Below are 9,021 nucleotides of genomic sequence, written 5' to 3' on the forward strand. Positions count from 1 at the left end.
CGGGCCCGACGGCGGGGCGAACGCGTCCGCGGGGCGCTCGATCCGCTCACCGTGTTCCGCGCCCGGACTGCTCTCTACCGTCATCAGGTCCCCCCTGCACCCACGTGCACCAGTTCGATGGATGCGCGGACTCTAGCCGACCGCGGCCACCGCCCGGTGCGCCGCCCACCCCGCGGCCGGGCCGGTCGTCAGCCCCGGGCCAGCACCTCTCCGTGCAGCACGGCGAACCAGCCGTCCGGCTCGACCGTCCAGCGCCGCCAGCCGTCCGCGATCGCCGCCAGCTCCTCGTCGCCCGCCAGGCCCTGCGCCCGGGCGGTGGCGGCCAGCCCCGAGGCGGTCACCCGCTCGGCCCAGGACGCGCCCCACCACAGCCGCTCGCCCGGCGTCGCGTAGGTCCAGGTCGAGCTGGAGGCCCGCACCTCCTCGAAGCCGGCCGCCCGCGCCCACGCCAGCAGGCGGCGCCCGGCGTCCGGCTCGCCGCCGTTGGCCCGCGCGGTGCGCCGGTACAGATCCAGCCAGTCGGTCAGCTCGGGCAGCTGCGGGTACCAGGTCATCGCCTCGTAGTCGGCGTCGCGGACGGCCACCACCCCGCCCGGCGCCACCACCCGGCGCATCTCGCGCAGCGCCCCGACCGGGTCCTGGACGTGCTGCAGCACCTGGTGGGCGTGCACCACGTCGAAGCCGGCCGACGGGTACGGCAGCGCGTGCACGTCGGCGACGGCGAACTCGACGTTCTCCAGGCCGCGCCCGGCGACGTACTCGGCGGCCTGCGCCAGCACCTCGGGCGAGGTGTCGACGGCGACCACCCGGCCGGTGGGACCCACCAGCTCGGCCAGGTCGGCGGTGATCGTCCCCGGCCCGCAGCCGACGTCCAGCACCTGCTGCCCCGCCGCCAGTTCGGGCCGCAGGTAGCCGGCCGAGTTGGCCAGCGTCCGGGTCCGGTGCGAGCGCAGCACCGCCTCCTGGTGGCCGTGGGTGTAGACACTCTGATGCTCTGTCATGGCTCTTCTCCTCCAGGCGCGCAGCGGCTGAGACGGTGCCTCCACCCTAGCCACCGTCTCACCTTGCGAGAAGATCCATCTCAAAGTAAGAGACGGCGGGATAAGTGGGTCGCCCCGGCGGCGGACCCTGCCGAATAATTCGGGCCATGGGAAAGAGCTACGAACGCATCGACGGCCGGCTGCGCACGTTCATCGAGGCCCAGCCGATCTTCTTCACCGCGACCGCCCCGCTCTCCGGCGACGGCCACCTCAACCTCTCCCCCAAGGGCCGCTCCGGCACGCTCGCCGTGCTCGACGAACTCACCCTGGCCTACCTGGACTTCGGCGGCAGCCACGCCGAGACCATCGCCCACCTGCGGGAGAACGGCCGGATCACGCTGATGTGGTGCGCCTTCACCGGCCCGCCCACGGTGGTCCGGGTGCACGGCAGCGGCGAGCCGGTCTTCCGTGACGACCCGCGCTTCGCCGAGCTGCTGACGCACTTCGCGCCCGAGGCGGACGGGGCCGGGCTGCGCGCGGTGGTGCTGGTGCGCGCCGAGCGGATCAGCGACTCGTGCGGCTTCGCGGTGCCGTTCATGGAGTACCGCGAGGACCGCTCGCTGCACGCCGACTACTTCGGACGCAAGGACGAACAGGAGTTCGCCGACTACTGCGCCGCGAAGGAGTTCGTCGGCACCAGCGTGGACGGCCTGCCGGGGCTGCCGCTACCGCTGCCACCGCGGCGGTAGGGCCCCGCCCCGTACCGTGGGCGCATGCCCACCCGCCACACCCGCCCGTACGTGCTGCTCAGCGCCGCGATGTCGATCGACGGCCACCTCGACGACGCCTCGCCCGACCGCCTGCTGCTCTCCAACCCGGCCGACTTCGACCGGGTCGACGAGCTGCGGGCGGGCTGCGACGCGCTGCTGGTCGGCTCCAGCACGCTGCGCGCCGACAACCCGCGACTGCTGGTCAACTCCCCGGCCCGGCGGGCGGCCCGGCAGGCGGCCGGCCTGCCGCCGTACCCACTCAAGGTGACCCTCAGCGCCAGCGGCGACCTGGCCCCCGCCCTGCGCTTCTGGCACACCGGCGACGCCAAGCTCGTCTACACCACCCAGGCCGCCGCCCCCGGGCTGCGCGCGGCGCTGGACGGGCTGGCGGAGGTGGCCGCGCTGGGCGCGCGGGTGGAGCTCGGCGCGCTGCTGGACGACCTCGGGCGGCGCGGGGTCCGGCGGCTGATGGTGGAGGGCGGCGGCTCGGTCCACACCCAGTTCCTCGCCGAGTCGCTCGCCGACGAGCTGCAGCTGGTCGTCGCGCCGCTGCTGGTCGGGCAGGCGGACGCGCCGCGCTTCGTCAATCCCGCCCCGTTCCCCGGCGGCAGCACCCGGCGGCTGCGGCTGCTGGAAGCCCGTACCGTCGGGGACGTCGTCCTGCTCCGGTACGCCCCCAAGGAGTCCACCCCGTGACCACCCCCCTCGACCTGGACCTGCTCGCCCGCGCGATCGACCTGTCCCGGCTCTGCCCGCCCTCGCGGACCGCGTTCTCGGTGGGCGCGGTGATCGTCGACGCGGACGGCGCGGTGCTCAGCGAGGGCTACAGCCGGGAGACCGACCCGCTCTGCCACGCCGAGGAGGCCGCGCTCGGCAAGCTGGCGCCCGCCGACCCGCGACTGCGCGGCGCGACCCTCTACAGCTCGTTGGAGCCCTGCAGCCGGCGCGCCTCCCGCCCGCGGCCCTGCGCGGAGCTGGTCATCGCGGCCGGGATCCCCCGGGTGGTGGTCGCCTGGCGCGAACCGGACCTCTTCGTCACCGGCTGCGAGGGCATCGGGCTGCTGGCCGCCGCCGGGGTGAGCGTGCTGGAGCTGCCGGAGCTGGCGGCGAGCGCCCGCGAGGTGAACGCGCACCTGCTCGACTGACTTTTGTATAGTGGTGGAACATATATCCGCCAGCCCGCCGGGAGCCCGCATGTCCGCCACCGAACTCTCCGTCCGCGCCCTGTTGCTGGACATGGACGGAACCCTGGTGAACTCGGACGCCGTGGTGGAACGGTGCTGGCGCCGCTGGGCCGACGCCCAGCGGCTGGACTTCGCGCACGTGATGTCGGTGGTGCACGGCCGGCAGGGCCACCTGAGCATGGGGATCCTGCTGCCCGACCGCCCGGTGGAGCAGAACCTCGCGGAGAACCGGGCGATGCTCGCCGCCGAGACCGCCGACATCGAGGGCGTGGTGGAGATCCCCGGCGCCGCCGCCTTCCTGGCCTCGCTGGCCGGCCACCCGCACGCCCTGGTCACCTCCGCCGACCTCGCGCTCGCCCGCACCCGGATGGCCGCCGCCGGCCTGCCGATCCCCGACCTCGCGATCACCGCCGAGTCGGTCGGCGCCAGCAAGCCGGACCCGGAGGGCTTCCTCAAGGGCGCCGCCGCACTGGGCGTCGACCCGGCCGACTGCCTGGTCCTGGAGGACTCCGAGGCGGGCATCGCGGCCAGCCGCGCGGCGGGCATGCGGGTGCTGGGAGTCGGCCCGCGCGCCGCCGCGCACGGGCCGACGGCGCACGTCGACACGCTGGAGCGGGTCCGGGTCACGCCGGGACCGGACGGCACGCTGCTGGTGCGGGTCTGAGCGAACGAGGGGCGCGCGGGGCCTTCGGCGCCTCGCGGGCGGGTCAGCGCGGCAGGCGCAGGGCCAGGCCGTCGAGGACGACCTCCAGCCCGTAGCCGAACTTGTCGTCGCGGATCCGGACGGGGTCCAGGGGGGCGGCCTCGGCATAGGCGGCGGCCAGGTGGTCGTGGTCGGCGGCGGCCCGCTGGGCGGCGGGCATCAGGCGCAGGATGAAGGCGGCCTCGCCCTCGCCGGAGCGGGCGACGGCGGTGAGCCAGGCGGCCTCCGTGGTGCTCATGCCGATGACGTAGGAGAGCACGGTGTCGATGGCCCGGCTCGGCTCGGGGAAGCCGGCGGCCGTGAAGAGGGCGGCCAGCCGCTCGGAGTAGGACATCAGGTTGGGCCCCAGGTAGGCCAGGCCGGCCTGGCCCAGGACCGAGGCCAGCCAGGGGTGGCGCAGGGCCGTCGCGCGGAAGGATCCGGCGGCCTCGGTGGCCGCGGCACGCCAGTCGGAACCGTCGGCGGGCGGCACGGAGATCTCGGCGACCACCTCGTCCACCGCGAGCTCCATCAGCTCGTCCTTGGTGGCGACGTGCCGGTAGAGGGAGGTCGCCCCGGCGTTCAGCCGGGCGCCGAGCTTGCGCATGCTCAGCGCGTCGATGCCGTCGGCGTCCAGGACGGCGATCGCCTCGCGGACGATGGCGGCCCGGCTGAGCGCGGGCTGGTCGCTCTCGCGCTGCTGCCGGGCCCAGACGGACGGGATCGGGTTGGTCTTCGCGGCCATGGCGTTCCTCCGGCTCCGGGCGCACAGTGTTCGCATCCAGCGTACAGGAATGAGGATTGCGTACGCCGTTCCGTCGTGCGTACAGTGTTCGCAACACAGGAACGATGTACGCATCTCGGAGGGAAGACCCATGGAGACCCGCAATCCACGCCGCTGGTGGATCCTCGTCGTGCTCTGCCTCAGCTCACTGGTGCTGGTGGTCGACAGCATGGCGCTGACCGTCGCGGTGCCGTCGATGACCAGGGACATCGGCGCGAGCGTCCAGGACACCCAGTGGATCCTCGACTCCTACATCCTGGTCTTCGCCGGCCTGCTGCTCGCCTCCGGCAGCCTCGGCGACCGGTTCGGCCGACGGAAGATCATGATCATCGGCCTGCTGCTCTTCGGGGCCGCGTCCCTGGCCGCGTCCTTCTGCGCCGACCCCGGCGAGGTGATCGCCGCGCGGATCACGATGGGCGTCGGCGGAGCGCTGATCATGCCCTCGACGCTGTCGATCCTCATCACCGTCTTCGACGAGGACGAGCGCGGCCGGGCGATGGCCGCCTGGGGCTCGGTGTCGATGCTCGGCCTGGTCGGCAGCCCGGTGCTCGGCGGCGTGCTGATCGCGCACTACTCCTGGCACGCGATCTTCTTCATCAACGTCCCGGTCGTCGCGCTGGCCGTCCTGGCGGCCCTGACCCTGATGCCGGAGTCGAAGGGCCCCTGGCAGCGGCCCGACCCGCTCGGCGCCGTGCTCTCCGCGGCCGGCATGACCTCCCTGGTCTGGTGGATCATCGAGCTCCCGCGGCACGGCGCCCTCGGCGGCCACGCGGCGATCACCCTGGCCGTCGCCGTCGTCTGCCTGGTCGGGTTCGTGGTCTGGGAGAACGTCACCCCCGCGCCGATGGCACCGCTGGCCCTCTTCCGGCAGCGCAACTTCAGCGGCGGCTCGCTCTCGCTGACCCTCGTCCAGATCGGCAACGGCGGCCTGCTGCTGGTGCTCACCCAGTACCTGCAGTTCGTGCTCGGCTACTCGCCGGTCAAGGCGGGCGTCGCGTTCGTGCCGCTGGCCCTCGCCGCACTGGTCGGCAACGGGACGGGCGCCAAGCTCGCCGCGAAGGCGGGCAACCGCTGCCTGGTGCTGGTCGGGATGCTCCTGATGGCCGCCTCCTTCGCGCTGCTGGCCACCGTCTCGGCCGACAGCGGCTTCACCGTCCCGGCGCTCGCGCTCGGCCTGCTCGGCCTCGGCGCCGGCCTCGCGATGCCGGCCGCGGTCGGCGCGCTGATGGGCACCATCCCGGCCGAGCAGGCGGGCGTGGGGTCCGCGCTGAACGACACCATCCAGCAGGCCGGCACCGCGCTGGGCGTCGCCATCCTCGGCTCGCTGCTCTCCAGCGGCTTCGCCGACCGGATGCCCACCGACGCGCCCGGGCAGGCGAAGCAGTCGATCGCCGGCGCCCTCGCGCTCGCCCACGGCGACAGCGCCCTGGTCCACACCGCCCGCCAGGCCTTCACCGCCTCGATGTCGACCACCTTCACCATCAGCGCCGTCGGCGTCCTCGCCGCCGCCCTGCTGGCCGCCCTGGTCATGCGCGACACCGGGCCGCAGGCCGCGCCGGCGCCGGACTCGGCCGACGAGCCCGCGCTCGCTTCCTGACCCCGCCCGGCCCCGCCGCGCCCCGTCAAGTCCCGCCCGCCGCCCGCCGCGTGAAGCCCCGTCCACACCGAACCCACCCGAAGTGGAGTACGACATGACCGAGCCCACCGCCCCCGCCGCCACCCCGCTCGAACTGACCCACGCCCAGCTCGACGACGCCTCGCACGGCCACCCGCCGCTGATCCGCGCCACGCTGCCGCAGACGCGGACCCCGATCTGGCTGGCCACCCGGTACGACGTGGTCAAGACCGTGCTCGGCGACGGCCGGTTCGTACGGGACCTGGCGAAGGTCCCGGGGGCGCAGGGCGGCGACGTCGGCGCGGAACTGCTCGACGACGCGGGGCTGCCGGCGGAGTACCGGCGGTACCTGGAGATCCTGGTGATGGTCGACGGCCCGGAGCACACCCGGCTGCGGACCCACGTGATGCGGGCCTTCGCACCGCGCCGGATCGCCGCCCTGCGGCCGCGGATCGAGTGCGTCGCCCAGCGGCTGACCGATGAACTCGCCGCGACGGAAACCGAGTTCGACCTGCTGCACGCCTTCGCCTACCCGCTGATGACGAACGTGATCTGCGAGATCATCGGCGTCGAGGAGGCGGACCGGCCGAAGGTCGGCGGCTGGATCCGGGACTACGAGTCGGGCGAGCCGGGCCGCTTCGTGGCCGGCATCGACCGGCTCGCCGGGTACGTCGACGCCCTCCTCGACCGCCGCGCCGCCGCACCCGCCGAGGACCTGGCCTCCGACCTGCTGCGGTCCAGCGCGCAGGCGCAGGACGGGCAGCGGCTGAGCCGCCAGGAGATGATCGCGCTGGTCTTCCTGCTGATCAACACCGGGATCGCGCCGCCCGCCTTCTTCGTCACCGACGCGGTGCTCGCCCTGCTCGACCACCCGCGGCAGCTGGCCCGGCTGCGCGCCGAGCCCGACCTGCTGCCGCGCGCGGTGCAGGAGCTGCTGCGCCACGTCTCCACCGTCCGGATCGGCGCCACGCTCTACGCCACCGAGGACGTCGAACTCGGCGGCGTCCTGGTCCGCCGCGGCGAGGGCGTGACCAGCGCCCTGCTCGCCGCCAACCGCGACCCGGCCGTCTTCGCCGGCGCCGACCACCTCGACCTCACCCGCGACGCCGCCCCCGGCGCCGGTCACGTCGCCTACGGACACGGCGCCCACCGCTGCATCGGCGCCGCCCTCGCCACCCTGCAGAGCGAGGTGGTCCTCGACCGGCTCCTCCTGCGGCGCGACACCCTCACCCTCGCCGTCGACCGCGACGCCCTGGCCCGCATCGGCTTCCCCGGCGAGGGCACCTTCCCCCTCACCCTCCCGGTCCACTTCTGACCCGGGCGGCACGCGACGGCCGTGCCCGAGCGCTCTGCGGCCCGTCCGCGGACCGGCAGCACCTGGGCCCCGGCGGAGCCACCCCGAGTCGCAACGAAGGGATCGGCAAGCCGGAGCCGCTCAAGCACGGGTTCCAGGGCTACTGGTCACGTCGGATCAATGACGAGCACCGCCTGATCGACAAGGTCACCGGCGACTCGATCCTGATCGCCCGGTGCCGCTACCGCTACGAGGACTGAGCGGGCGACGCGACTCACCCCCGCGCGGACGGCGGAGGTCGCCCGGCCTGCTCACGGGCAGGCCCGGCGACCTCCGCTGACGGCCGGTCACACGTTGAAGCGGAACTCCACCACGTCGCCGTCCTGCATGACGTACTCCTTGCCCTCGATGCGGGACTTGCCCTTGGCGCGGGCCTCGGGGATGGAGCCGCACTCGACGAGGTCGTCAAAGGAGACGATCTCGGCCTTGATGAAGCCCTTCTGGAAGTCGGTGTGGATCACACCGGCGGCCTCGGGGGCGGTGGCGCCCTTCTTGATGGTCCAGGCGCGCACCTCCTTGGGGCCGGCCGTCAGGTAGGTCTGCAGGCCGAGGGTCTCGAAGCCGACGCGGCCCAGGGTGGCCATGCCGGCCTCCTCCTGGCCCATGGACTGGAGGAGCTCGAGGGCCTCGTCGTCGTCCATGCCGATCAGCTCGGACTCGATCTTCGCATTGAGGAAGATCGCCTCGGCCGGGGCGACCAGGGCGCGCTGGGCGTCCTTGAAGGCCTCGTCGGTCAGCTCGTCCTCGTCGACGTTGAAGACGTAGAGGAAGGGCTTGGTGGTGAGCAGGTGCAGCTCGCGCACCGAGGAGGAGTCGAAGCCGACCTCGAAGAGGGTCTTGCCGCTCTCCAGGACCTTCTGGGCGGCCTCGGCGGCGGCCAGGGTGGCGGCCGACTCCTTCTTGAGGCGGGACTCCTTCTGGAGCCGCGGCAGGACCTTCTCGATCGACTGGAGGTCGGCGAGGATCAGCTCGGTGTTGATGGTCTCGATGTCGTCCTTGGGTGAGACCTTGCCGTCCACGTGCACCACGTCGGGGTCGACGAAGGCGCGGATCACCTGGCAGATCGCGTCGGACTCGCGGATGTTCGCGAGGAACTTGTTGCCCAGGCCCTCGCCCACCGAGGCGCCGCGGACGATGCCGGCGATGTCGACGAAGTCGACGGTCGCCGGCAGGACGCGCTGCGAGCCGAAGATGCCGGCGAGCACGGCCAGTCGCGGGTCCGGGACGCCGACCACGCCGACGTTCGGCTCGATGGTGGCGAACGGGTAGTTGGCCGCCAGGACGTCGTTCTTGGTCAGGGCGTTGAACAGGGTCGACTTGCCGACGTTCGGCAGGCCGACGATTCCGATCGTGAGCGACATGTAGCGAGATCCCGTGGGCTTGGAGGGCGTGGAGCGGCACCGTACGGGCCGACCGCCAAGTCTACGGCCCAGGCCGCCCGGCCCCGCCCCGGCGCGCTGGCGGGCGGCCTGGCGGCCGTGCGGGGCCGGGCGGGCGGCCGGGCCGCCGTGCGGACGGACGGGCTCGGGAGAGGGGCGCGGCGGGCGTTCCCGCAGGACACGGACGCGTCTCGACGGCTCATTACCCATGGTGATGTAAATCGGACCGTACGTTGGGCGAGTGGAGCAGAGCATCCGTACCCAGCCGCCCGG

At 73.5% G+C, this 9,021-nt stretch carries 7 protein-coding genes and 2 pseudogenes; 6 read left to right on the top strand and 3 right to left on the bottom strand.

Translation table 11 applies throughout. The features are described 5' to 3' along the window. Positions 1-188 precede the first annotated feature (188 nt). A complete protein-coding gene (locus ABD323_RS37435) occupies positions 189-1,001 on the bottom strand; it encodes a methyltransferase domain-containing protein (RefSeq protein ID WP_344446567.1) in 813 nt (270 codons plus the stop codon). A gap of 146 nt (positions 1,002-1,147) precedes the next feature. Here ABD323_RS37435 and ABD323_RS37440 point away from each other — a divergent pair, with 146 nt between their 5' ends. The 3 genes and pseudogenes from ABD323_RS37440 (at position 1,148) to ABD323_RS37450 (ending at position 3,598) form a co-directional block, all read left to right on the top strand. Beyond that, entirely contained in the window at positions 1,148-1,729 is a 582-nt protein-coding gene (locus ABD323_RS37440; RefSeq protein ID WP_344446568.1) for a pyridoxamine 5'-phosphate oxidase family protein, read from the top strand. Between the two features lie 24 nt (positions 1,730-1,753). Further along, positions 1,754-2,895, top strand: a pseudogene (locus ABD323_RS37445) (dihydrofolate reductase family protein). A gap of 49 nt (positions 2,896-2,944) precedes the next feature. After that, the gene (locus ABD323_RS37450) at positions 2,945-3,598 is read left to right on the top strand and encodes an HAD-IA family hydrolase (protein WP_344446569.1); all 654 of its coding nucleotides are present in this window, start codon (positions 2,945-2,947) and stop codon (positions 3,596-3,598) included. 43 nt (positions 3,599-3,641) lie between these two features. Here the strand turns inward: ABD323_RS37450 and ABD323_RS37455 are convergent, their stop codons facing one another. Continuing rightward, a complete protein-coding gene (locus ABD323_RS37455) occupies positions 3,642-4,361 on the bottom strand; it encodes a TetR/AcrR family transcriptional regulator (RefSeq protein WP_344446570.1) in 720 nt (239 codons plus the stop codon). 130 nt (positions 4,362-4,491) lie between these two features. Here ABD323_RS37455 and ABD323_RS37460 point away from each other — a divergent pair, with 130 nt between their 5' ends. The 3 genes and pseudogenes from ABD323_RS37460 to ABD323_RS37470 form a co-directional block, all read left to right on the top strand. Continuing rightward, positions 4,492-5,997: an MFS transporter gene (locus ABD323_RS37460; protein WP_344446571.1), complete on the top strand. Its 1,506-nt coding sequence runs from the start codon at positions 4,492-4,494 to the stop codon at positions 5,995-5,997. Positions 5,998-6,091: 94 nt separating this feature from the next. Then, positions 6,092-7,330 (top strand): cytochrome P450, encoded by a 1,239-nt coding sequence (locus tag ABD323_RS37465; RefSeq protein WP_344446572.1) that lies wholly within the window; start codon positions 6,092-6,094, stop codon positions 7,328-7,330. Positions 7,331-7,422: 92 nt separating this feature from the next. After that, a pseudogene (locus ABD323_RS37470) lies at positions 7,423-7,569 on the top strand (Txe/YoeB family addiction module toxin); the annotation flags it as partial. An 87-nt stretch (positions 7,570-7,656) separates the two neighbouring features. Here ABD323_RS37470 and ychF read toward each other — a convergent pair. Continuing rightward, on the bottom strand, positions 7,657-8,730 hold the full coding sequence (gene ychF, locus ABD323_RS37475) for a redox-regulated ATPase YchF (RefSeq protein ID WP_344446573.1): 1,074 nt from the start codon (positions 8,728-8,730) through the stop codon (positions 7,657-7,659). Positions 8,731-9,021 lie beyond the last annotated feature (291 nt).

Origin of the sequence: Kitasatospora nipponensis (assembly GCF_039528135.1) — a bacterium.
In the GTDB taxonomy this organism is placed as follows: domain Bacteria; phylum Actinomycetota; class Actinomycetes; order Streptomycetales; family Streptomycetaceae; genus Kitasatospora; species Kitasatospora nipponensis.

What these genes read in the sequence shown, in the direction of transcription:
- ABD323_RS37435 (WP_344446567.1), bottom strand. Translation starts at nt 1,001, where the DNA reads ATGACAGAGCATCAGAGTGTCTACACCCACGGCCACCAGGAGGCGGTG.
- ABD323_RS37440 (WP_344446568.1), top strand. Translation starts at nt 1,148, where the DNA reads ATGGGAAAGAGCTACGAACGCATCGACGGCCGGCTGCGCACGTTCATC.
- ABD323_RS37450 (WP_344446569.1), top strand. Translation starts at nt 2,945, where the DNA reads ATGTCCGCCACCGAACTCTCCGTCCGCGCCCTGTTGCTGGACATGGAC.
- ABD323_RS37455 (WP_344446570.1), bottom strand. Translation starts at nt 4,361, where the DNA reads ATGGCCGCGAAGACCAACCCGATCCCGTCCGTCTGGGCCCGGCAGCAG.
- ABD323_RS37460 (WP_344446571.1), top strand. Translation starts at nt 4,492, where the DNA reads ATGGAGACCCGCAATCCACGCCGCTGGTGGATCCTCGTCGTGCTCTGC.
- ABD323_RS37465 (WP_344446572.1), top strand. Translation starts at nt 6,092, where the DNA reads ATGACCGAGCCCACCGCCCCCGCCGCCACCCCGCTCGAACTGACCCAC.
- ychF (WP_344446573.1), bottom strand. Translation starts at nt 8,730, where the DNA reads ATGTCGCTCACGATCGGAATCGTCGGCCTGCCGAACGTCGGCAAGTCG.